21 protein-coding genes are annotated in these 21,304 nt (G+C 61.3%); 19 read left to right on the top strand and 2 right to left on the bottom strand.

All coding sequences use genetic code 11. The features are described from left to right. Positions 1–387: 387 nt before the first annotated feature. From ACW9UR_RS25150 to ACW9UR_RS25205, 12 genes are all read left to right on the top strand, one after another. Positions 388–1,371, top strand: a complete 984-nt coding sequence (locus ACW9UR_RS25150; RefSeq protein WP_458919830.1) for an AraC family transcriptional regulator — start codon at positions 388–390, stop codon at positions 1,369–1,371. 144 nt (positions 1,372–1,515) lie between these two features. Next, positions 1,516–2,922: a metal-dependent hydrolase family protein gene (locus tag ACW9UR_RS25155; RefSeq protein WP_458919831.1), complete on the top strand. Its 1,407-nt coding sequence runs from the start codon at positions 1,516–1,518 to the stop codon at positions 2,920–2,922. Between the two features lie 58 nt (positions 2,923–2,980). Then, on the top strand, positions 2,981–4,372 hold the full coding sequence (locus ACW9UR_RS25160) for a metal-dependent hydrolase family protein (protein WP_458919832.1): 1,392 nt from the start codon (positions 2,981–2,983) through the stop codon (positions 4,370–4,372). Between the two features lie 56 nt (positions 4,373–4,428). Then, a complete protein-coding gene (locus ACW9UR_RS25165; protein WP_458919833.1) occupies positions 4,429–5,721 on the top strand; it encodes a metal-dependent hydrolase family protein in 1,293 nt (430 codons plus the stop codon). Positions 5,722–5,786: 65 nt separating this feature from the next. Beyond that, a complete protein-coding gene (locus ACW9UR_RS25170) occupies positions 5,787–7,103 on the top strand; it encodes an amidohydrolase family protein (protein ID WP_458919834.1) in 1,317 nt (438 codons plus the stop codon). Between the two features lie 116 nt (positions 7,104–7,219). Further along, on the top strand, positions 7,220–8,752 hold the full coding sequence (locus ACW9UR_RS25175; RefSeq protein WP_458919835.1) for a M20/M25/M40 family metallo-hydrolase: 1,533 nt from the start codon (positions 7,220–7,222) through the stop codon (positions 8,750–8,752). 102 nt (positions 8,753–8,854) lie between these two features. Next, positions 8,855–9,610: a DUF3299 domain-containing protein gene (locus tag ACW9UR_RS25180; protein ID WP_458919836.1), complete on the top strand. Its 756-nt coding sequence runs from the start codon at positions 8,855–8,857 to the stop codon at positions 9,608–9,610. Continuing rightward, on the top strand, positions 9,607–10,692 hold the full coding sequence (locus tag ACW9UR_RS25185; protein WP_458919837.1) for a carbohydrate porin: 1,086 nt from the start codon (positions 9,607–9,609) through the stop codon (positions 10,690–10,692). The genes ACW9UR_RS25180 and ACW9UR_RS25185 overlap by 4 nt, the downstream gene beginning before the upstream one ends. A 588-nt stretch (positions 10,693–11,280) precedes the next feature. After that, positions 11,281–11,661 (top strand): c-type cytochrome, encoded by a 381-nt coding sequence (locus tag ACW9UR_RS25190; RefSeq protein ID WP_458919856.1) that lies wholly within the window; start codon positions 11,281–11,283, stop codon positions 11,659–11,661. Further along, complete coding sequence (locus ACW9UR_RS25195; RefSeq protein ID WP_458919838.1) at positions 11,658–11,984, top strand: hypothetical protein; 327 nt, start codon at positions 11,658–11,660, stop codon at positions 11,982–11,984. The genes ACW9UR_RS25190 and ACW9UR_RS25195 overlap by 4 nt, the downstream gene beginning before the upstream one ends. Before the next feature lie 55 nt (positions 11,985–12,039). Then, a complete protein-coding gene (locus tag ACW9UR_RS25200; RefSeq protein ID WP_458919839.1) occupies positions 12,040–12,612 on the top strand; it encodes a c-type cytochrome in 573 nt (190 codons plus the stop codon). Between the two features lies 1 nt (position 12,613). Continuing rightward, complete coding sequence (locus ACW9UR_RS25205; protein WP_458919840.1) at positions 12,614–13,516, top strand: c-type cytochrome; 903 nt, start codon at positions 12,614–12,616, stop codon at positions 13,514–13,516. Positions 13,517–13,529: 13 nt separating this feature from the next. On the opposite strand, the gene ACW9UR_RS25210 is transcribed toward ACW9UR_RS25205, so the two are convergent. Further along, positions 13,530–14,099, bottom strand: a complete 570-nt coding sequence (locus ACW9UR_RS25210; RefSeq protein WP_458919841.1) for a Crp/Fnr family transcriptional regulator — start codon at positions 14,097–14,099, stop codon at positions 13,530–13,532. A gap of 221 nt (positions 14,100–14,320) precedes the next feature. On the opposite strand from ACW9UR_RS25210, the gene ACW9UR_RS25215 reads away from it, so the two are divergent. The 6 genes from ACW9UR_RS25215 to ACW9UR_RS25240 all read left to right on the top strand — a co-directional run bounded on the left by ACW9UR_RS25215 (position 14,321) and on the right by ACW9UR_RS25240 (position 18,984). Continuing rightward, positions 14,321–14,698, top strand: coding sequence for a hypothetical protein (locus tag ACW9UR_RS25215; protein WP_458919842.1), 378 nt, complete (start codon positions 14,321–14,323; stop codon positions 14,696–14,698). 118 nt (positions 14,699–14,816) lie between these two features. Then, a complete protein-coding gene (locus ACW9UR_RS25220) occupies positions 14,817–15,734 on the top strand; it encodes a DUF305 domain-containing protein (RefSeq protein ID WP_458919843.1) in 918 nt (305 codons plus the stop codon). A 7-nt stretch (positions 15,735–15,741) separates the two neighbouring features. Further along, positions 15,742–15,942, top strand: coding sequence for a hypothetical protein (locus tag ACW9UR_RS25225; protein ID WP_458919844.1), 201 nt, complete (start codon positions 15,742–15,744; stop codon positions 15,940–15,942). A gap of 59 nt (positions 15,943–16,001) precedes the next feature. Next, on the top strand, positions 16,002–16,190 hold the full coding sequence (locus ACW9UR_RS25230; RefSeq protein ID WP_458919845.1) for an ion channel: 189 nt from the start codon (positions 16,002–16,004) through the stop codon (positions 16,188–16,190). Positions 16,191–16,243: 53 nt separating this feature from the next. Continuing rightward, positions 16,244–18,580, top strand: coding sequence for a heavy metal translocating P-type ATPase (locus ACW9UR_RS25235; protein WP_458919846.1), 2,337 nt, complete (start codon positions 16,244–16,246; stop codon positions 18,578–18,580). Between the two features lie 89 nt (positions 18,581–18,669). Beyond that, on the top strand, positions 18,670–18,984 hold the full coding sequence (locus tag ACW9UR_RS25240) for an SHOCT domain-containing protein (RefSeq protein WP_458919847.1): 315 nt from the start codon (positions 18,670–18,672) through the stop codon (positions 18,982–18,984). Here the strand turns inward: ACW9UR_RS25240 and ACW9UR_RS25245 are convergent. Further along, a complete protein-coding gene (locus ACW9UR_RS25245; protein WP_458919848.1) occupies positions 18,981–19,448 on the bottom strand; it encodes a DUF411 domain-containing protein in 468 nt (155 codons plus the stop codon). The two genes, ACW9UR_RS25240 and ACW9UR_RS25245, sit on opposite strands and share 4 nt — an antisense overlap. A gap of 105 nt (positions 19,449–19,553) precedes the next feature. Here ACW9UR_RS25245 and ACW9UR_RS25250 point away from each other — a divergent pair, with 105 nt between their 5' ends. After that, entirely contained in the window at positions 19,554–21,059 is a 1,506-nt protein-coding gene (locus ACW9UR_RS25250; protein ID WP_458919849.1) for a multicopper oxidase family protein, read from the top strand. The last annotated feature ends 245 nt before the right edge of the window (positions 21,060–21,304 follow it).

The following is a 21,304-nucleotide window of genomic DNA, read 5'->3' on the forward strand; positions in this document are numbered from 1 at the left end:
TGGACATGACGGCTCCTGCTGTCCGCCACGCCCTGCCACGACACCAACCTGGTGTTGGTGCGCCATCATACCACGCAGATCAGGTAGCAGGGCCAATGTCGGCTCGGAGCCCGGAGCGGACACATTTGATCGGGCCAATCTCAAACGCGCAAAAACTCCCTGATCACACGACACGACAGCCATTAAATTGCCCTACGGACGGAGTCAGCACATCCGCAAGTATCCGCGCTGGACAGGGACGGTAGCCAATAATTGCGTAGGATCCACGATCACGGCGCCCGGGCACTGCGGTTATTTTGCGAACCTGGGCAAGGAGTATTGAGAGGTTGACCAGAGCTCCGTGACTGTATCCCATGAAAGCAAGGAAACAGAAGTCAGGTGCACTCGATGATACCATTGGTGCGTGCGCGGTATAGCGCCAACTTCATAGCTGTTTTACTCGAGACGGGCGTTTCGGAGTGCCGGGTCATGGACCAATCCGGCCTTACCGATGAAGTGCTCGAAAACCCTGATGGAGTGACGACAATCTGGCAACTGGGCGAGGTTGCGCGGCTCTGCGCAATTCGATCCGGCGACCTGGATCTCGGCTGGACCGCGGCTGCATCTGCACGCCTGGAAACCTACGGCAAGTTCGCCGAGCAAGTCCTATCTGGCGCCTCGCTCACCGAGAGGCTAGCTGCCTTCTGCCGAGCAGCCAATGACGAATACTCAGAAGCTACGTTCAGACTCGAACGCCGCGGGAAGGATCTCAATTTCAAGCGCGGCCCTATCCCCGGCGATGATATCGCTGCCCGGCAGACAGAACTCTATGTGGTCTGCATGATGTTGGGCACCGTCCGCAGCGTCCTTGGAAACGCTTGGCACCCAAAGCAGATCTGTCTTCAGACCTTTCACCGGAACGAGACGGAAGCGCTTTTCGACACCGGGAAGACGGAGTTGCGTTTCGACCAACCCGAGACAGTGATCAAAATCGAAAACAAATATCTGGCCACATCTCTCGGTGAAAGCAGTGTGCAATCCGTTGCCACCGATATTAATGGTCTCTCTATCGATACCGGAGGTGCGCTTTCCGACCTCATAGATTCCTATATCGGCGACCCTCGGTTGTCATTGGAGTTCATAGCCCGGATTTGCGGATTGCACCCCCGAAATTTGCAACGAATGCTGGCCCGACAAAATAGGACATTTGGAGAAACCCTTTCGCAAAGAAGGATCTCGGCCGCAATTGAACGTCTCAGGGGTTCGGACCTATCGATCGCGGAAATCTCCTATTCGCTTGGGTACTCGCACCAAGCTCATTTTTCCCGCGCGTTCCTTCGCCGAACCGGTCTCGCGCCATCAGAGTACCGCCGCGCGGCACGGCGAAGCTGATATTCTCCCAAAACATGCCTACTGGCCCTGTCAGGGTTAATTGCTGAACGATTTACCATTTCGCGACACTGTCACCGGTGAGGAAGACTGCTCTCCCATACAGAATAAACTAGCGGGGGCGCTGGCGGATTGGGAGATTCTTGGATGTTTGGCAGACTGAACTCGTGTGTCACGACATGTATGTTGCTGGTCGGAGTTTCGACTGTGGCGGTAGCGCAGGAAACCGATCCGCCCCGACAGGTCCTTTTCACCAACATAAACATCTTCAACGGGGTGGATGCCGAGTTGATCGAGAACGGCTCGGTACTTGTGGAAGGCAACTTGATCAAGCAGGTGTCATCCGAACCCATCGAAGCGCCAGATGCTTTCTCGGTTGACGGCGAGGGCCGCACGCTGATGCCGGGCATGATCGACATGCATTCGCATCTTTGCATGCGGAACGGCATGCCGGAGTTCCGAACCGCCTATGACCAGATGGCCGCGGGCGCCAACACGGCCCATGTACTGCTGGAGTATTTGGACCAAGGCTTCACCACGGCGCGGGATGCCGGCTGCAACGTTCTTGGCATTGCCAAGCTGGTGAATGAGGGCGGCATCCCCGGACCAAGAATTTTCCCCAGCGGAGGTTTTTTGAGCCAGACCGGCGGCCATGCAGACACCGGCTTCTTTAATGACCGCATCGGCGATCAGGACGATCTGGAGCGCCATGCCTTCGGTTACATCGTCGACGGCGTCACCGAGGCCCGTCGCGCGGCCCGGATGAACTTCCGCGCCGGTGCTACCCAGATCAAGGTCATGGCCGGCGGCGGCGTCGCCAGCGAGTTCGATCCGATCCATGCCACTCAGATGTCAGCGGAAGAGCTGGAGGCCATCGTCGGCATAGCCGAGGATTACGGCAGCTACGTAATGGTTCACGCCTACCATGACCGCTCGGTGAACCGGGCCATCGATGCGGGCGTGCGGGTGATCGAGCACAACTTCCTCGTATCCGAGGACACGATAATGCGCATGGCAGAAGAAGGCGTCGCGCTCTCGGCGCAGGCCGTGATGTCGCTCGAAGCATTTGCCGACCCGGAGAGCATCACTTTTTTCAGCGCCGACCAAAAGGCCAAGGCGAGATCCGTGAATGCCGGCGCCGAGCAGATGTTCAAATGGGCGGTCGAGCACGATCTGCTGATCGCCACCGGCGGCGACATGTTCGGCCCTGACGTAGTCCGCCAAGCTGAGAATATCCTATGGTTCGACAAGATCGCGCAAAACCCGCATCTCTCGCTGAAAACGGCGACCTCGAACGCCGCCGAGATCCTGAGCTGGAGCGGTGAGATGAACCCCTACAAGGAGGGGACCCTCGGCAAGATCGAGGAAGGCGGCTATGCAGACATAATCCTCGTTGACGGTAATCCGTTGGAAGATCTCGCCGCGATCCTGCGTGAGAATGTCGATTTCGTTATGAAGGACGGGCTCGTCTACAAGAACTGGCTGCCGGACGAAAACGCGCCGGCCTTCCTGCCCGCAGGACCGGATCGCGACGCCTATTTCGGTAACCTTTGAGTGCTGCCGGATGCGCCCGCAAAGGGCGCATCCGCACCTATGTAAGGGAGGATCCAACATGAAGAACATTGCTTTGGCGGCGTCCTGCTGCTTCCTTTCCGTGACCGGCCTGCAGGCCCAAGACGCATCCACCCGGATACTGTTTTCCAACTGCAACGTTTTCGACGGCGTTGCGGAGAGCCTTGCCGAAGGCCGCAACGTTCTCGTGGAAGGCAATCTTATCGCTGCGATCGGGGATGCCACTCTGATCGCGGAGGATGCCACCGAGATCGATTGCGCGGGCCGGACCCTGATGCCCGGCATGATTGATGCGCACACGCATCTCTACATGAACATGCCGGGAGGCGTCAGCGGCATGGAGTCCGGAACCTGGGATCAGATTGGCCCGCGTGCGGCGCACCAGGCCGCCGAATATCTCTACAGCGGATTCACCACGGTGCGGGAGATGGGCGGCGGCGGCTCAGGTTTGAAAAAGACCGTTGACGCAGGCCTGATCGAAGGTCCCCGGATCTACCCCAGTGGTGCCTTCATCACGCAGACATCCGGGCACGGCGACCTCCGCTTCGGCTCGCAGCGCAACCCGAACCTGCCCCCTTACCCGGATGATAGCAATGCGCAGCGGTTAGGGATCACCATAGTTGCGGACGGCGAGGACGCTGTGCTCGCCGCAGTGCGCCAGAACCTGTCGCAGGGATCAACCCAGATCAAGCTGATGGCAGGGGGTGGTGTTGCTTCGATCCTCGACCCGCTCCATACGCTGCAATTCCTCCCTGAGGAGATCGAGACGGCCGTGCGCGCCGCAGCCGACTGGGATACCTATGTCGCCGTCCATGTCTTCTCGGACGAAGGCATCCGACGCGCGGTCGATGCCGGGGTCAAGAGCGTCGAACATGGCTTCTTTGCCAGCCGTGAGACGCTGCAATTGATGAAGGACCGCGACGTCTTTCTTGTTGCACAGATGACCGGCATCTCGCCCTATCTCGAACAGAACCCTGGCCTTCAGAGCCCGGAGAACCAGGCCAAGCTCGCGCTCTCGACCGATCTCGCCAAGGACTTCGTCGAGAACGTGAAGGCGATCCGCCCGAAGATGGCCTTTCAGTCCGACATCGTGTTCGCAACCGGCGATCAGTTGCGTGCGCAACTGGACTACGAAAAGTGGTTCCACGCAGACCTGTTCGGCAATCACTCGATGCTCGTTGCAGCAACCTCCGCGGCGGGGGAACTCATGGCCTATTCGGGCCGGGCAAATCCCTATCTCGAAGGGCCACTCGGCGTGATCGAAGAAGGCGCCTATGCCGATATCCTGATTGTTGATGGCAACCCGTTGGAAGATATCAGCGTGATCGGCGGTAGCGAAAAGTGGTACGACGCCGCGCCCCGTCCCCGTGATATCCCGACCATCCGCATGATCATGAAGGACGGCGAAGTCTACAAGAACACAATGGAGTAGAGCGTATGATCCGACTTGGGATTTACTCATTCGCCTTGGCGCTCACGGCGACATCTGTGATCGGGCAAGACGCGGAGGAGCCCCCCATCCTGATCACGAACGTTCATGTGTTCGACGGAGTGAGCGCGGAGCGTATCGAGAACGCCCAGGTGCTTGTCGAAGGCAACCTGATAGTACAGGTGTCGACAGAGGCCCTTCCCACCGAAGGCGTGCAGGTGATCGACGGCGGCGGCCGGACCCTGATGCCGGGTCTGATGGATGCGCATGTGCACCTCGCACTGGTCCGGCGCCCCGATGAGATCCGTAACGATGTCGACTGGATGTATGTCGGTGCCCTCGCCAATGAGGAGGCCGAGGCCATGTTGATGCGCGGCTTCACGACGGTCCGCGACGTTGGCGGACCGACCGTGGGCCTGCATCGGGCGATCGAACAAGGCGAAATCATCGGCCCCCGGCTCTTCAGCTCGGGCCCGTTCGTCACGCAGACCTCCGGGCATGGAGACCTGCGCAACTACAACGAGGTGCACCCCCAGATCTATGGGGAATCTTTCCCGATGGACCGGCAAGGCTGGCTCGTCATCGCCGATGGCTCTGGTGAAGTGACCCGTGCCGTTCGAGAGGCGCTTCGTATCGGGGCACGCCAGATTAAGATGATGGCTGGGGGCGGCGTGTCGTCGTCCTTCGACCCACTGCATACGATCCAGTACACGCCTGCAGAGCTCGAGGCCGGGGTGCGCGCCGCCGAACAATGGGGCACGTATGTCACCGTCCACGCCTATACCGATACGGCCGTGCGCCAAGCGGTCGAGGCCGGTGTCGGCAGCATTGAGCACGGTCCCTTCCTCACCGAGGACACGATGAAGCTGATGGCCGAGAAAGGGGTCTTCCTCGCGCCAACCGCGCGCATTTCGCTGACCACGCCGCAGGAACTCGGGCTGGAGCCCGGCACGGTCGTCTACGACAAGATGGTGCAGGTGAACGCGGGCGCGACCCAACAGCTTGAGTGGGCGCGGGAATACGGTGTCCCCCTGGTGTTCTCGACCGACCAGTTCGGGTCTCGCGAGCTTTTCGCGCAGCAAAGCGAGGAATTCCTGACGCTTTCCGAAGTTTTCGATCCGGTCGAAGTCCTGAAGATGGCGACCAGCAATGTCGCAGCGCTTCTTGAGCTTTCGGGTGAACTGCATCCGTACCGGGACGGTCCATTGGGTGTGATAAAGCCCGGCGCCTATGCGGACCTGCTGCTGGTGGCGGGAGACCCGACAACGGACGCCTCGATCCTTGCCTCATACGAGGAGTCCATCGACCTGATCATGAAGGATGGCGTGATCTACAAGAACACGTTGGACTGACGAACTTACGGGGCGGTTTTGTGTGAAATGCCGCTCTTCTTGTGCACAGAATGGGAGTTCGGGGAATGCTGAAGTCTACGAGCGTCTTTTTGGCGTTGTGCCTTGCCGCGCCCGCTTGGGCCCAGGATCAACCAGCTCAGTTTCTATTCACCAACATCAATCTCTACGACGGCGTGACGCCCGATCTGGTCGAAAACGTCAATGTTCTCGTGACGGGCAACCTGATCGCCGAGGTCTCGACTGATCCAATCGAGGCCCAAGCAGCCACGGTCATCGACGGAGGCGGCCGGACGCTCACGCCCGGGCTAAGCGACATGCATGTGCATCTGCAATTGGTGACCGCAGCACCCTCCCTAGAGTTCATGCTCGCGCAGGAGGTCCATGTCCGCATGGTTCCTATCGCCGAAGACATGCTCATGCGCGGGTTCACAACAGTGCGCGATGCATGTGGGAACACGCATGGACTGAGGGATGCGATAAATGACGGCACTTTGATCGGGCCGCGCATCATATCGGCCGGGGCCTGCATCGGTGGATGGTCGAGCCACGCCGACTTCATGGCGGATACGTCGATCAAGGGACAGACGAACGTAGAAGCCATCGGGTTTTCGACGATTGCCGATGGCCCCGACGAAATCCGCGAGGCCATCCGGCGCGAGATGCGCCAGGGCGCAAGTTTCATCAAGCTGATGATCGGTGGCGGAATAGCATCGACTTACGATCCTCTCGACGTGACCACCATGTCCTTCGAAGAGATTCAGGCGGCAGTGGACGAAACCGAACGTTGGGGCACCTACGCGACTGCACATATCAATACGGATGCTTCTGTGGGTCTTGCGCTGGACGCCGGTATGCGGACGTTCAAGCACCTACTTCTCACCAGTCCCGAAATGATGGCTCGCGTGAAGCAAGAAGTGGATATGTACAGCATCCAGACGGCCGTCGTGGACGGCCTGGGATCGAACCCGGTTTTCGTGACACCGGCCGCGGTCGCAAAGGCGCAATATGTCGAAGCCAACGCAACCACCGCTTTCGAGGCGGCAAAAGAGCTCAAAGTGCCGATGTCATTTGGCGTGGATAGCTACGGGTCGCTGGAAGCGTTTCGGTTCAACAGCCAGGCTATCACAGTGCGGAAGAACCTGTTCACGAACGAGGACATCCTCGAAATGCTCTTCCAGAACAATCGCAAATTGATAGAGATGTCCGGGCCCCGGCTGCCCTATCAAGACGGTCCCCTGGCGGTCATCGAGCCGGGAGCCTATGCCGATATTCTTCTGGTAGAGGGCGATCCGACCAACGATGTAGCCGTGTTCTCCGACTGGGAAAACAACATCGACCTCGTGATGAAGGACGGCGTGATCTTCAAGAACACGCTGAACTGAATGAGTGACGGGGCGGTTTCAACCCTCGGCCGCCCCGCCTTTCATTATTGGAAGGCCACATAAGTCTTGGAGCAGGCTCTCTTTTAGACTTGGTGCTGTAGTAACAGGAAAACCAAATGAAAGCTCTCCTTGCCGCTTGTTCCCTGACATTTGTCGCTGGTGTTGCTGCAGCACAGGACGCCTTCGATACGATGGACCCGAGCTACGGCACGCCACTCGGCAAATCGGAAACGGTCGGTCTCGATCTTGTCCAGCCGAGTGACGACCAGAGACAAGCCTACGATGCCTGGTTCACCGAGAACGAAGAACGTCACTTGTCGCAGCACGCCGAGCTTGTCGCATTCCGCTCGCTTGCCATGGTGCCCGAGGAGCGCGGCGAGGTCGACGCGGCAGGTGCCTGGCTGGTCGAACGGTTGAAGGCGATCGGGGCGACCAACACCAACTATGACGCCGATGCGCTCGTGGCGTCGGGTGAGATCATCGCCGACGATTCCCAGCCGACCGTTTTGGTCTACGGACATTTCGACGTTCAGCCGGTTGACGAGGCCAGATGGGACACGGACCCCTGGGTCGCAACCGAAAAGGACGGCAGGATTTACGGCCGTGGCGCGACAGACGACAAGGGGATGATCATCGCCTTTCTCAGCACCCTTGAAGGCATAATCGCAACGGACGGTACGCTCCCTGTCAACGTGAAGTTCCTGCTGGACGGTGCCGAGGAGTTTGGCAGCCAGGGTATGCCGGACTGGCTTGCAGCGCGCAGCGACTGGCTCGCCGACGCCGACTTCGGAGTCAACATCGATGCGATGATGGCGTCTGACGACCAGGGGCTCATGTGGCGCGGGCTGCGGGGTGGCTCGGATGTCGAAGTCACGGTCACCAGCGCCAACACGGCCTTACATTCCGGCATTTACGGCGGGGCCGCTCCGAATGCCGCCATAGCCGCTGCCAAGATCATCGCGTCCATGTGGAACGATGATGGGACGGTCGCGATCGAGGGCTTCAAGGATGACGTGACACCGGCAACGGATTCCATGCGCGCCGAGATCGCAGCGGCCGTTGCGGGTGTGGATGAAGCCGCCGCGCGTGCACGGCTGGAGATCGCGGAATGGATCGGTGACGAGGATTACTCGATCATCGAACGCACCTGGATACAACCGTCGCTGGACGTGACCGGCATAAGGTCGGGCTACACCGAAGGCAAGGCGTCCATCATTCCGTTCGATGCATGGTTTCGGGTCATGGCGCGAACCGGTTTCGGTCAGGACCCGGAAAAGGTGAACGCAGCGATCATTGCTCATATCGAAAAAAACATCCCTTGGGGCGTTAGTGTCGAAATGACCAGTACCTCGTTTGGCGGCGCACCGTTCTTCGACGAGACCGACTTTTCGTTCCGGATCGCTCAGCAGATCCTGACGAACTACTTCGGGCAGGAACCTCAGGTTCTTTACGTCGGCGGCGGTGTGCCCGCGCTCGCCTACGTTCCAGAGGCGGGAGGTCCGCAGCTCGTTTCCTTTGGCTTTCAGCGCAGCGATGAGGGCTTCCATGCCGACAACGAGTTCATGCGCCTGTCGAGCTTTCGAACCGCGCAGCGGGCCTATGCGGAGCTCCTGCACGCGTTTCGCGATCAACCCAAGCGCGATGATTGAATAATGGTGCAGCTTCCCTCGAGCCGCCTCGTTCCAATCAACTTACGGCTTGTCGTCTCTTCCAGGGCGCGCCGTTGTCAAACCGCAGCAAGCAGAGGCTCCATGCAAACTCTCAGACATCTCCGCTCCGCCCTGCTGATCCTCGGGCTATGCTTTCCTGCTGCGCTTGCAGCGCAGGAAGCTGTCGAATGGAAGGATCTCATCGACGCTGAAGCGCAGGTGTTCGAGGATCCGTTCAGCGATCTGTCCGAAGACCAGATCAACCTCCTTCGTACCATCGTTCGCGCCCGGGAGAAACTCGCACGCGGGTCTGCCCCGGCGGAGGATATTCCCGAGATTGAAAGCCGTCTCGGCGCCGCGTTGGTGACGTTGGCCGAGGCAGGGCTCGACGCCAACCGGTTGATCGACCAGCGCTGGGTTGTAGCAGGGCTGCGTGAGACGGCGGCGAATGCGGGCAACCCGGCGCTCGATGGCACCGAGATCAGCCTTGCCGGCTTCGCCATCCCGGCTCCGCCGGAAACAGATGGCACCTCCACTGTCTACCTCGTGGAACTGGCCGGTATGTGCAGCCACACCCCACCGCCGATGCCCAATCAGCTTGTGCGCGTTCGTTTCGAGGACGGCTGGACGCCCGCCTACATGCACCAGCCGGTCCGGATCAGCGGACGAGCTGTCATCGATCCTTCCGAAGAGGTCTTCCCGGTCGTGGATGGAATTGTTCCGATGAAGGCAACGTGGCGGCTGGATGCCGAAGCCGTGGAAGCATTCACGCCAACCCCAGATGCACAAGGCGGGAGTTCGGACTGGGTGGCGCAATTGAGAAACAAGCTCCAAGCCAGCCGCGCCGGGACCGAATGACAGGGGGCGAGATGCAGAATAGGATTCCCAAGACGCTGGCCGTGCTGTCGCTTGTCTGTCTGCCGAATGGTGCCTTGGCACAGCAGGGCCTCTCCGGCCCATCCTCGGTCGCGGCCGAACTCTCTCCAAGCGAGGGGCTGACCGATCCACAGCCGCGGACGGATTTCCCGCGCAATGTGCTGCCTGGCTACTTCGGCTGGAAAGACCGTTTGGCGGACAACGGTTTCCGGTTCAATCTCGATTATCTCGGCTTGGGACAATGGAGCGATAGCGCTCTTGGTGAGGCCGGGTCCGGCGGCGGAATCCTGCGCTTCTATGGCACCTGGCAGGCGACCGACAATGGCTCCCTGACTTTCAAGATCGAGAACCGGGAGGCTTATGGCGAGGTCGCGCCACAATTCTATGGCTTCGACGTCGGCGCCCTGTCGATCACCGGCACGGCCTTCAACGACAACGGCGTTATGTTAAGCAACATGTTCTGGACCCAACGCGATCCGGAGGGGCGCTGGACCCTCCAGTTTGGCCAGATCGACGTGACGGATTTCCTAGACGTCTACGGGCTCGTCAGCCCCTACACTGCTTTTCAGAACCTGGCTTTCGACACCAATCCGACCAACAATGCTCCCAGTCCTGGCCTCGGGATCGCTGCCGGTGCGAAACTCGGCGAGCATTTCTACATCGTCGGGGCGATTGCGGACGCGAATGGCGATCCGACGGAGCCAAGCTTCGACGTGTTCGAAACTGGAGAGACCTTCAAGTCGATCGAAATTGGCTACACCAGTGGCTCGGAGCGGGTCTATTTCGACAACGTTCACATGACCTTCTGGCAATCAGACGAAGCCGAGAGTGGAAGTCGCGCCGAAGACAAGGGCGCAACCTTCTCGGCCGCATGGTTCATTGACAACACCTGGATGCCGTTTCTGAGGGCCGGTGTCTCCGATGGCACCGCGGCACTCTACAACCGCTCCCTATCGACAGGGCTTGGCTGGTATCGCCGAAACACAGATCTGGCGGCAATCGGCTTGAACTGGGCCGAGGCGAAGGGCTTCGAGGACCGCCAGTTTACTGCGGAATCCTTCTAACGCTTCAACATCTCGCCCGCTTTCCAGATCACGCCATCGATCCAGTATGTGGCAAACCCACTTCTCGACCCTGGCTCGGATGATTTGACGATGCTCGGCCTAAGGGCGCGGATCGTATTCTGAGCGCACAAGTGAAGGCTCTGCAAGACCGGACGTTTGGAGAGACGGAAACGTTGTCGTCACAGGCGTCAGAGAGGCCTTTCGTGCTTAGATGCACCAATGGCGGGATTGTCCGCACTGCGGACCTCGGGCCGCTTCCAGAGCGCGCAAGCGCGGCGAACGTCGGGTTCGGCGGGCCGCGCTGCAGCATCCTGAGCGGGGATCGGAGGTCGGCTTTGGGCGGAAAGCAGACTTTCGCTGCGCTCGCGAATTTCCGCTCGGAACTTACTTCAATTGCGGGCCTTGACCTTCCAGTAGGGGGAAGCCGTAATTGTTCGAAACAATTCGTAGAAACCGCAGTGAGGTAAGAGGCAGTCTGAGAAGCAGTGCTAATCAACGTTCATTTGTGCAAATGGTGGAGCTGTGATTAAGTCGCTCCTCTACGTGATCCCGCTCGGAATTGCGGCTGCGCTCGCTGCCGGGTTCGTTCTGTTTCCAGAGAACGAGGGCCAGGACGCGCCAGTCGATCAGACGCGTGCAGGCACCGGGGCTGCGCTTGCGGCGGTAAGTCTGCCAGACGAGTTCTCCGCGGAGGCTCAGATGGGTAAGCTCGGTTTCGAGGCGAAATGTGCGAACTGTCATGGCACGAATGCTGCGGGACAGGACGGCGTGGCGCCGCCTCTCGTCCACAAGATCTACGAGCCCTCGCACCACGGCGATGCCTCGTTCTGGCTGGCCACTCAGAACGGGGTTCGTGCCCATCACTGGAGATTCGGAAACATGCCTCCGGTCGACGGTCTGACGCGCGCCGACGTTCGGGCCATAACGACCTATGTTCGCGAGCTTCAGAGGGCGAACGGGATCCGGTGATCGTTGTCGTTCGGCATATCGCTCTGCGCATCCTTGCTGCGTTCGTGTTGAGTGTGGTGACGCTGTTCGTCTCGCTCGACCTCGCACACGCCCACGAGGCCGGAACTGCTACGGTTGCCGATCAGGCGCTTGATACAGCCTCCGTTGAGCTCGACATGGAGGCCGATTGCCACGACGGGATCGCATGTCACTCCGGTGGCTTGCTCCTGTCGATCTCCAGTGGAGCCTCCGCAGGGCATGGAAAGACGGATCGAATTCCGCCCGAAGCCGTCGATTTGTCCGGCATCTCTCCGAACCGCGACCCACCCGTTCCCATTTCCTGATCCGACGTACCCGGGCCTCGCGGCCCGACGACGACTTCAGGAGCAGGAGAACGATATGAGACTAACAATGATTGTGGGCGGCGTTGCCGCTGCCGCCTTGGCAACCGCCGTTTTTGCGCACGAGGGCGCTACCGGCGTCGTCAAGGATCGCATGGAAGCGATGAAGGCGATGGGCGAGAGCGTGAAGACGCTGTCGGCCATGATGCGCGGCGAGACGGCGCTCGATCCGGAGGTTGTCCGGACTGAGGCCGAAAGGATCGCAGACCATGCCGGCGAGGCGATGACCGAGCTATTCCCCGACGGTTCGACAGGCAAACCGTCCGAGGCGAAGGAAGCGATCTGGTCTGACTGGGATGACTTCGCCGCCTTGGCGGACGACCTTGCGGAGGGAGCGAAAGGCCTTGCTCTCGCCGCGGCCAATCCGCCGATGGCACAGGCCGGGGGGAGCGGCATGATGGGCTCCGGCATGATGGATGGTGGCGGTATGATGGCGGGCGGCATGATGAGCGGCGCCCACATGAACCTGACCGCCGAGGAGATCGGTGAGATGCCGGTCGACGGCGCGTTCAACATGCTCAGCCAGACCTGTTCGGCCTGCCATACCCGGTTCCGGGAAGAGGACGACTGACATGCGGTTGTTCACTCGGATTGCCGGCGGCGTTCTCGCCGTCGGCCTCCTCGGTGCGGCTGCGATTGCGGCCTGGCCGATCGGCACGGCACCGCCTAATATTCCGATGGATGGCGATGCAGAGGCCGGCGCCTACCTGGCACGGGCTTCGGGATGTATTTCGTGTCATACCTCCGTCGCCGGAGGCGGCGCCCCGCTTGCCGGCGGCACCCGCTTCGACACGCCGTTCGGGGCAGTATTCGCTCCGAACCTCACGACCGACGCCGAGCATGGAATAGGTGCGTGGACGTCCGAAGACTTCGCGAAGGCGGTTAGGCAGGGAATCTCGCCGGACGGCGAGCCTTACTACCCGGCGTTCGTATACCCCTTCTACGGCACCTTCACCGACCGACAGATCGCCGATCTCTGGGCGGCTTTCCAGACCGTGCCGGCGGTGAGTACTCCGTCGAAAGCGCCCGAGATGCAGTTCCCCTTCGATCAGAGATGGATGCTGAAGGTCTGGCGCGGGTTGTTTCTCGAAAGGCCCCGCACCGATCCCGTCGCCGGAAAGTCGGACAGCTGGAATCGTGGCAAGGCGCTGGTCGAGGGCGCCTCGCACTGCGGTGCATGCCACACGGGACGAAACTTCTTGGGCGCACGCGAAGTCGAAAACGAGAAGTTTGCTGGAAGCGACATGCTGCCCGGTGGAGGCAAGGCCCCGCCGATCGACGCCGCCTCGCTTAGGTACAATGGCTGGACTGAAGATCGTCTGGCCTACGCCTTGCGCACCGGGATCATGCCGGACGGGGATGCTTTCGGCAGCCTGATGGGCGAAGTCGTTATGCAGGGAACGCGTTTTCTCTCGGATGCCGACCTTGCCGCGATGGCCGAGTATCTGATTGATGCCGAAGTAGAGGGATCGTGACAGCTCGGTAGTGCTATTCGCCGAGTTCGTACCGCCCTCGGCCGGTCTGCCAGAGGCGTCCGTCGGTGACGAGGCGTCTGAGGGCGCGGTAGGTCGCCTCGTGGGTGAGGCCGATATCCTCGGCCAGAGCGACGACCGAAGACGTGTGCCACCCGTCGGCGATCGCAGAGAAGACACGCTCTTCGGCGGGTCGAATCGTGCGGATTTCGATCTGTCGGCGGGCGCGTTGAACTTCTGCGGACAGCATGCGCATCAACAGCAACGACGTACGTCTGTCGCTGGCGAGGCGCTTGCGGAGCGCGCTTCCGTCGAAAAGGACGAGGTCCGTATCCTCGGTCGCGACGCAATCGCAGTGGTAGGTTTCCGAGAAGAGCGACGCCTCGGCGAACGTGCCTCCCGGACCCGCGCGGTGAAGCGGCACGGAAGTTCCGGCTGCAGTATGCCGGATAAGCGCGACGCCTCCCGAGATGACCTGTCCGGGTCCTTTGACCGCATCCCCCTGGCGAAAGAGAGCCTCTCCGTCGCGAAGCGAGCGGGTCTGCGAGAGGTCGCTGTCGGGGAAGGCTGAGAGAAGGTCAAGCATATGATCGTAGTCATATCGGGAATGGGCTGATCGCGCGAGTGTCCGAGAACAGTCAGTCGGAGATTCCAATGAAGTCGGTCAGTCTCTTTCTTATCCTTCTCGCCACCCCTGCGGCCGCCCAGCATACTTCGCACGCGGCCCACGATATTGGACGGGGTCCCGCTCTGAGTGAGCCTGGCCAGGCCGGGTTTGCTACGCTGTCGGAGGTCGTGGGGCGTCTTATGGCTGACGACCAAACTGATTGGAGCCAAATCGACGTCGCAGCTTTGCGTGCGCATCTCGTCGACATGGATCGCCTTGTAACTCTGGTCGAAGCTGAGGCCACGGAGATCGATGGCGGGGCGGAGTTTCGCGTCTCCCTCACCGGGCCGGCAGGTGACGCCGCCCGCCGCATGATCCCGGCACATGCGCCTATTCTCACCGCCGAAACGGGCTGGAATTCAGACATCGAAATCGAAGGCGAAACGCTCGTATGGCGTATCCAGTCTGAGACCGATGCGGACGTCATCCGTGCGCTTGGATTCCATGGCTTGATGGCCGTTGGCGACCATCACCGCGCGCATCACTGGGCGATTGCGATTGGCGGGAATCCTCACTGAACCCGACCAGACACATTGATCACTTCGGCCATCCTCGCGGTCTGTGAGGTGCGCATCGGGAACCTTCCAGCGCGGAAACCGCGTTGATTTGTTAAGATTTGCGGATCTGGAGGGCATGATGACCGACCACACGTACCACAGCCACACGCCAAGCACCGATAGCGCTACGCAATCGAAATTCTCGGATCATGGCGGGTCCTACCGCAAGTTCTTCGCCATGATCGGCACTTCAACCGCCGTCATGCTGGGGCTGATGTATCTCAACACCTATGCCTTCGAGCATGTCTATTGGTCGGAAACGCGGTTTTACATGGCCTTCGTCATGGGCGCGGCCATGGCGATCGTCATGCTCACGTTCATGCTTGGCATGTACAGGAGCCGGGCGATGAACATCGCCATCTATATCGGCTCCGCGATCGCTTTCGCAGGCGCGCTTTGGCTCGTCCGTAGCCAAGCGGTCATTCAGGATGTCTCCTACTTGCGTGCGATGATCCCTCACCATTCCATCGCGATCATGACGTCGGAGCGCGCGAACATCACCGATCCGCGCGTCGCCAAGCTGGCCGACGGGATCATCGAGGCGCAGAACAAGGAAATCGCCATGATGCGGTATCTGATCGAGGATATCCAAGAGAATGGCGAAGCGGGCGAGGACTATCCTCTCGGCAAGAGCGAAGGGCCCGCGGAAGTTGGCACGCTGGCCGAGGCGCTCGCGCAGCCGGTCATCGCCGCCATCGATCCCGCACCGCTGAAGTCCGATGAGATCGAACGAGCGCTTGGGCAGGCCGCGGACTGCACCTTTCGCCGGGCCGTTACGGCTGACCCTATCCTCGCGGTCGCCGGTGATCAGGCGGTCACGAAAATTTCGGGCCACCTTGTCGTGCTGGACGGAAGAGGAAACAGCTTTTTAGCCGATGGGCTTGAGTTCGACCTCGCACCCGCTGGCGACCCCGACCATGCGCGGCTCCTGTTCACGCTGAACGCCGGTCCTGAACTGCGCGTGGGCTACAGCGGTTACACCGACTGCACAGGCTGACAGGAGCATGCTTATCGCAATCGCCATGGCGGCGGCTCTGCTGGCGGCCTGCACTGCCAACCGCTACAAAGCGCTTTGGGCTTCAGCTTCGGCGGTCGATCCGGCAAGCCACCCAGGACGGTGTTTCGCCCTGACCGTCGCCGTCATCGCAGGAGTCCACATGGTCGAGGCGCTTCTATTCGCGAGCGCGTTCCATTGGGCCGAGTGAGGGCTGAACATCGACAGCTCGTTCCGCCGCCGACCTCGGACGACCCGCCACCTGACTTCATGGACCGCTTCTACTTCTCACTGGTGAACTGCACGACGTTGGGGCGGGGCGATCTGATCCCGAAAGGGCACCTCCGTTTCCTGACCGCGACCGAAGCATTCACAGGCTTATTGTTCCTGACCGCCTCCGGCGCCTTTCTCCTTCAGATCCTCGCTGGGAAGAACCCATTTCGCGGCCAGAAAGGATAGTCTTGACCTTCCAGTGACTGGAAGTCGTAAGCAGACACTCAGGAGGTTCCGCCATGGACAGTCACGCGCATCATCATCACCACGCCCAAACGCCCACAGAAGGGCCGACTGCGACCGATCCGGTCTGCGGGATGACCGTAGCGATCAAACCCGAGACGCGCTCGAGCGACTACGATGGCGAGACATTCCATTTCTGCTCGGACAGCTGTCAGACGAAGTTCGAAGCGGATCCCTGGTTCTACGCATCGGTCGCCTCGACCGAGAGAACTACGGCGGCACCCAAGGGCACGCAGTGGACCTGTCCGATGCATCCCGAGATCATCCGCGACGAACCCGGCGCATGCCCGATCTGCGGCATGGCGCTCGAGCCGATGGTGCCTTCGGACGAACCGAGCGAGGAACTGACCGACTTCACCCGCCGCATGTGGATCAGCGCGGCGGCGGCAATACCGCTTCTGATTCTGACCATGGGCGAAATGGTGGGCGTGCCCGTGCGCGACTGGGTCGGGCACCGAACGGCCGTCTACCTCGAATTCATATTGGCCACGCCGATCGTGCTCTGGGCTGCGCAACCGTTCTTCCGGCGCGGCTGGGACTCGGTCCTCAATCGCTCGCCGAACATGTGGACGCTGATCTCGCTCGGCGTGGGGGCAGCATACATCTATTCGCTCTTCGCGACCTTCCTGCCCGGCGTATTCCCCAAAGAATACCGGATGGAGGGTGGCATCGTCGGTACCTACTTCGAAGCCGCCGTCGTCATTGTCACGTTGGTCTTCGTTGGGCAAGTTCTGGAACTGCGTGCGCGTGAACGGACCGGAGATGCGATCCGCGCGCTGATGGACCTCGCGCCGAAGACCGCGCGGCGCATCCTGTCCGACGGCACTGAATACGACGCGCCGCTCGAGAACATCGGCGAAGGCGACATGCTCCGCGTCCGGCCGGGCGACAGCGTTCCGGTCGATGGCGTCGTGGTGGAGGGTCATTCGTCCATAGACGAAAGCATGATCACGGGCGAACCGGTCCCGGTCGAGAAGACGGAGGGCGACCGGGTTACAGGCGGCACGATCAACAAGAACGGGACGCTGGCCATCAGGGCCTCCGCCGTAGGTGCCGACACCGTTCTGTCGCAGATCGTCGACATGGTCGCTGGTGCCCGACGGTCTCGTGCGCCGATCCAGGGCCTCGCCGACCGCGTATCCGAGATCTTCGTACCTACCGTCGTCGGGGTCGCGATCCTCGCCTTCATCGGTTGGCTGATCTGGGGGCCGAGTCCCGCCTTCGTCTTCGCGGTTGCAGCCGCCGTATCCGTCCTGATCATCGCCTGTCCCTGTGCACTCGGCCTCGCCACGCCGATCTCGATTACGACAGCCGCCGGACGTGGCGCGCAGGCCGGGGTGCTCATCAAGGACGCAGAGGCGCTGGAGCGCATGGCACGGGTCGATACTCTGATCGTCGACAAGACCGGCACGCTGACGGAAGGACGGCCCAAGCTGACCGACGTCCTCGCGACCGGGGGGCTGGAAGAGAGCGAACTGCTGCGCCTCGCCGCCTCGCTCGAGCGCGGTTCTGAGCATCCGTTGGCGGAGGCGATCGTAGAGGGCGCAAGCGAGCGCGGCATAGGTCTGACGAAGACGGAGAACTTTGCCGCTGTCACCGGCAAGGGCGTGACCGGACGCGTAGACGGGCGCGAGGTAGCGCTCGGCAACGACGCCATGATGGCTGATGTCGGCGCCGTGATCACCGACGCGTCAGAGGCGGCACGCCTTCGCAGCGAAGGCCGGACGGCGATGTTCGTCGCGGTCGAAGGCACCCTCGCCGGGATCGTTGCCGTGGCAGATCCGATCAAGGAGACGACGGCGGACGCCATCCGCGACCTGCACGCGCTCGGGCTCAAGGTCATCATGGCGACAGGCGACAATCGCCGCACCGCCGAGGCGGTGGCCTCACGTCTCGGCATCGACGAGGTTCGCGCCGAAGTCATGCCTGAGGACAAGAAGGCACTCGTCGACGCTCTTCATGCAGAGGGCAGGTCCGTTGCCATGGCGGGCGACGGCGTGAACGACGCGCCCGCACTTGCTGCCGCCGACGTGGGGATCGCCATGGGCACCGGAGCAGACGTCGCAGTGGAAAGCGCGGGCCTCACGCTGCTTGGCGGAGAACTGACCGGGATCGTCCGAGCCAGGAAGCTGGCGGAGGCGACGCTGCGCAACATCAAGCAGAACCTATTCTTCGCCTTCGCCTACAACTCGGCCGGCGTGCCGATTGCGGCGGGCATTCTCTACCCGGTTTTGGGTCTGCTTCTTTCTCCCATGATCGCTGCCGCCGCGATGTCGCTGTCGTCGGTGTCGGTCATCACCAATGCGCTGAGGCTCCGGAACGTGGATTTATGAGGCTGCTTCGTGATCGAAACGGTTAGGGCCTGATTGAGGTCAATGATCCGATAGGTCGAAGCGACTATCGAACTCCAGAGGAGAGCTGAATGGAGGGTCTTCCGATGCTCAGATACCCGGTTGCCATATGTCTATTGGCTACGCCCGTCGCTGCCGACCCAGAAGGTCATGGCCATACGTCAGGTTGGGGATACGGCGCGGGCATGATGTTCGGCCCGGTGCTATGGCTAATCGTTCTCGGCCTCGTCGTCGCCGGCGTCATCTGGTTCGTGCGCAGCATGGATGACGGACGTCCGCACCAGGGCGGTCGATCGGACGCCTTGGCCGAACTGGACATGCGTCTCGCACGTGGTGAGATCGACGCCGACGACTATGCGGCCCGCAAGAAACTTCTGGGCGGTTAGGCGGCCGGATAGTGAGTGAAGACTTCGGGCGCACCATCGCGACGGATCAGGTAGACATTGTAGGCGCCGCGCTCACTCTCCGGCCCCATCCCGGGCGACCCGAAGGGCATCCCGGGTACAGACAGGCCGACCGCGTCAGGACGCTCGGAGAGAAGCCGCTCGATACCGGCAACAGGGACATGTCCTTCAATCACATAGTCGTCGATGCTGGCTGTGTGGCAGGACATCATCTCGCGCGGGATGCCGTTTTCGAGCTTGTAGCGAGTGAGCGCATCGCCGGAGCTTGCCTCGGTCGTCACAGAGAACCCCGCGTCTTCGAGGATCGCGATCCAAGCCGAACAGCAGCCGCAATTGGGGTCTTTCAGGACGTGCATCGCCGGTGCCGATGCCAAGGCCGGCCGCACAAACGCTGCGGCTCCGAGGGTGGCGATAAAGGCGCGGCGCGTGAGGTCAAGTTCCGACATCGGGTTCTCCTTTTTCCGAAAAGAAAGCCGCGCGATGTCGCGAACGCAATGGGGTGCGGCGCCGCATCGCACCAGGATCAGGTAAACGTGAACGGGGAAGCCATCATGAAACGACGCTCATTCATCGCAACGGGGCTTGGCGCCCTTGCCACGCCGGCGTTTCTTAGGGGGGCCTTCGCAGCCGAACCGGGCGCGCAGCTGCCGATACCCGATGTCTGGGATCTATCGGATGGCGCCAAAGCCGACCTTGTCGCTCTGGCGGGCAGAACCGGCTTCCTCGCAGGCCGCGAAAGCCCGACCATCGGATATTCGCAGTCCTATCTCGGCCCGGTTCTTCGTATAGAGCGCGGTACGATTGCGCGGCCGCGGCTGCGAAACGACCTCGAGATTCCCGTCACGGCGCACTGGCACGGCCTTCATGTTTCCGGTGCCGTGGACGGCGGGCCTCAACTCGCTGTGACGCCCGGCAAAGACTGGTCGCCCGAGCTTGAGATTGACCAGCCGGAAGCGACGCTCTGGTACCACTCGCATATTCACGAGATGACCGGGCCGCAGGTCTACTTCGGTCTGGCCGGCATGATGCTCGTGACCGACCCCGACGCACGAGGCGATCCGTTGCCCTCCGACTGGGGTGTCGACGACATCCCTCTGATCATCCAGGACAGAGCGTTTGACGGTGACGGAAGGCTTTCATACTCTGCCGCCGGTCCGAACGGCATGATGGGCTTTCGCGGCGCCCAAATTCTCGTCAACGGCGCCATCCGTCCGAACGCGTCGGTCGCCCGCGGTCTCGTTCGCCTGCGGATCCTGAATGGCTCGAATGCCCGCATCTACCATCTGGCGTTCGAGGACGGGCGGCGGTTCCAGAAGATCGCATCCGACGCAGGGTATCTCACTGCACCGATGGAGGCAGATCGGCTGACCATTGCCCCTGCAGAACGCGTTGAACTTCTCGTCGACTTCTCGGACGGCATTTCCGCCCGTCTTGTCTCGGCACCCGACACCAACGCGCCGATGATGGGGGGCGGCATGATGGGACGGATGATGGGAGGCACAGATCCCGAAGGTGTCGACGGAACCGGTCGCTTCGAGGTCTTGACCTTTTCGCCTGATCGCCCGCCGAGCGATACCGCTCTGCCGACGACCCTGCCTGTTGGCCCGGGTAGGATCGAGGGCGATCCGATCCGCCGACGGGTCTTCGATCTCAACATGCATGGGCCCGGAGGAATGATGGGCGGCGGCGGAATGGGCGGCATGAGGCGCGGCGGCAGGATGGGCATGGCGCTCGCCATCAACGGTCAGCCCTACGACATGAACCGGATCGACGCAGAAGTCCGCGAGGGCGACGTCGAGATCTGGGAGGTCAGGTCGGACATGATGCAGCACCCGTTCCACGTCCATGGAACCTCCTTTGAGGTCCTGACTGCGAACGGGGGCGAGGTGGACTTCGCATCGACCGGTCTGAAGGACGTCGCGCTCGTCGATCAGTCGATGGAAATCAAGGTCAGGTTCGACAGACCTGCATTAGAGGCGACACCTTACATGCTGCATTGTCATATCCTCGAGCACGAGGACGCCGGGATGATGGCGCAGCTTGTGGTGAAAGGTTGAGGGGATTGAGGATCGAAAGCTAAGAGCGCGAACTTCAGCTCTGGGCCGAGAGCCACGCCGCGCAAGGGGGTGACCAGGCGCTTGGCCCTGCTGCGCAGCGAAGGACCAGTCGGAACCCGTTCCGGTCGTTCGCTGCAGCGCATCGGACGTCGGTGGAGGTCGGTAAGCATGCCTCTGCTGCGTGGGTTTGGCAGGTCGATCAATAAAGGGGCAAAGCGGTAGAGTTGCGGTCTGAGGCATCAAGA

Source organism: Halovulum sp. GXIMD14794 (genome assembly GCF_054457455.1).

Excerpts from the sequence above, each read along its gene's own strand:
- ACW9UR_RS25150 (WP_458919830.1), top strand. The coding sequence starts at position 388 with ATGATACCATTGGTGCGTGCGCGGTATAGCGCCAACTTCATAGCTGTT.
- ACW9UR_RS25155 (WP_458919831.1), top strand. The coding sequence starts at position 1,516 with ATGTTTGGCAGACTGAACTCGTGTGTCACGACATGTATGTTGCTGGTC.
- ACW9UR_RS25160 (WP_458919832.1), top strand. The coding sequence starts at position 2,981 with ATGAAGAACATTGCTTTGGCGGCGTCCTGCTGCTTCCTTTCCGTGACC.
- ACW9UR_RS25170 (WP_458919834.1), top strand. The coding sequence starts at position 5,787 with ATGCTGAAGTCTACGAGCGTCTTTTTGGCGTTGTGCCTTGCCGCGCCC.
- ACW9UR_RS25175 (WP_458919835.1), top strand. The coding sequence starts at position 7,220 with ATGAAAGCTCTCCTTGCCGCTTGTTCCCTGACATTTGTCGCTGGTGTT.
- ACW9UR_RS25180 (WP_458919836.1), top strand. The coding sequence starts at position 8,855 with ATGCAAACTCTCAGACATCTCCGCTCCGCCCTGCTGATCCTCGGGCTA.
- ACW9UR_RS25185 (WP_458919837.1), top strand. The coding sequence starts at position 9,607 with ATGACAGGGGGCGAGATGCAGAATAGGATTCCCAAGACGCTGGCCGTG.
- ACW9UR_RS25200 (WP_458919839.1), top strand. The coding sequence starts at position 12,040 with ATGAGACTAACAATGATTGTGGGCGGCGTTGCCGCTGCCGCCTTGGCA.
- ACW9UR_RS25205 (WP_458919840.1), top strand. The coding sequence starts at position 12,614 with ATGCGGTTGTTCACTCGGATTGCCGGCGGCGTTCTCGCCGTCGGCCTC.
- ACW9UR_RS25210 (WP_458919841.1), bottom strand. The coding sequence starts at position 14,099 with ATGCTTGACCTTCTCTCAGCCTTCCCCGACAGCGACCTCTCGCAGACC.
- ACW9UR_RS25215 (WP_458919842.1), top strand. The coding sequence starts at position 14,321 with ATGGCTGACGACCAAACTGATTGGAGCCAAATCGACGTCGCAGCTTTG.
- ACW9UR_RS25220 (WP_458919843.1), top strand. The coding sequence starts at position 14,817 with ATGACCGACCACACGTACCACAGCCACACGCCAAGCACCGATAGCGCT.
- ACW9UR_RS25225 (WP_458919844.1), top strand. The coding sequence starts at position 15,742 with ATGCTTATCGCAATCGCCATGGCGGCGGCTCTGCTGGCGGCCTGCACT.
- ACW9UR_RS25230 (WP_458919845.1), top strand. The coding sequence starts at position 16,002 with ATGGACCGCTTCTACTTCTCACTGGTGAACTGCACGACGTTGGGGCGG.
- ACW9UR_RS25235 (WP_458919846.1), top strand. The coding sequence starts at position 16,244 with ATGGACAGTCACGCGCATCATCATCACCACGCCCAAACGCCCACAGAA.
- ACW9UR_RS25240 (WP_458919847.1), top strand. The coding sequence starts at position 18,670 with ATGGAGGGTCTTCCGATGCTCAGATACCCGGTTGCCATATGTCTATTG.
- ACW9UR_RS25245 (WP_458919848.1), bottom strand. The coding sequence starts at position 19,448 with ATGTCGGAACTTGACCTCACGCGCCGCGCCTTTATCGCCACCCTCGGA.
- ACW9UR_RS25250 (WP_458919849.1), top strand. The coding sequence starts at position 19,554 with ATGAAACGACGCTCATTCATCGCAACGGGGCTTGGCGCCCTTGCCACG.